Source organism: Lysinibacillus sp. AR18-8 (assembly GCF_001705465.1).
GTDB classification, from domain to species: Bacteria; Bacillota; Bacilli; order Bacillales_A; family Planococcaceae; genus Lysinibacillus; species Lysinibacillus capsici.
The window spans coordinates 1-745 of sequence record NZ_MDGU01000050.1 but is presented as its reverse complement, the minus strand read 5'-3'; the positions used below and the strand labels follow the sequence as shown (position 1 = coordinate 745).

At 58.3% G+C, this 745-nt stretch carries 1 protein-coding gene; it reads left to right on the top strand.

The window, feature by feature from the left end:
• Window positions 1-352 precede the first annotated feature (352 nt).
• Window positions 353-511 (top strand): DUF2835 family protein, encoded by a 159-nt coding sequence (locus tag BFM98_RS24600; RefSeq protein WP_217492446.1) that lies wholly within the window; start codon window positions 353-355, stop codon window positions 509-511.
• Window positions 512-745: the final 234 nt, after the last annotated feature.

Genomic DNA, 745 nt, shown 5'->3' with positions numbered 1-745 from the left:
CTAACACAAATTGACATGCTGCCTGTCATCCATTAGCTCTTGATTTTTTTTTTTGCAGGTGCGCGAATGGCAACTGCAGACCGCTGGCGCGTTCCTGTACGGGAAGCGCGGACTTCGAGCGCAGCCCGAGGCGTTGCGCAAGTCTGGCGATTTGAGATCGCTCAGTGTCTCGTGGGCTCGGGCAGGCTCATCATGATGCTTGAGCTCTCAGGGCTACGGCCGAAGTGTGGCAGACCTGTGGCATTTGCGCACGGGCTTTGCACCGCGCGTGCCGATGCCACACGCACCAGGGGCGGCCAATCATGGCGTATCGATGTGGCAATATCGCTGGGTAGATCACTGAGGAGCCTCCATGCCAAATCTGGTGCTGGATATCGCGCTATCCGCCGAACGAATGAAAGCGGTATACCAAGGCCATGCGAATCGCATCCTGATCCGAAGCCGCGATGGCACGCGGGTCAGCCTGCCTGCGCATCATGTGCGCCCGTTTCTGACCCACGAAGGGGTATAGGGTTCCTTGGAGCGCTAGTTTGGCGGACCAGGTTCGTTTTCTGGGCTTGCGGCGGCTAAAATTCCGGGCTCGCGTTCTGGTGGCGGCTCCATTGTTTCATCAGCCGCCGCTGCGGCTGTACGGGCCTCGGGCTGCTATACTCCGCGTCCACCTTTACCGAGACTTTAGGCTGCGTATGTATAACCTGGCCCGCCAGCTGTTGTTCAAATTATCTCCGGAAACTTCCCACGAACT

Coding starts and splice junctions, on each gene's coding strand:
- BFM98_RS24600 (WP_217492446.1), top strand. CDS start 353: ATGCCAAATCTGGTGCTGGATATCGCGCTATCCGCCGAACGAATGAAA.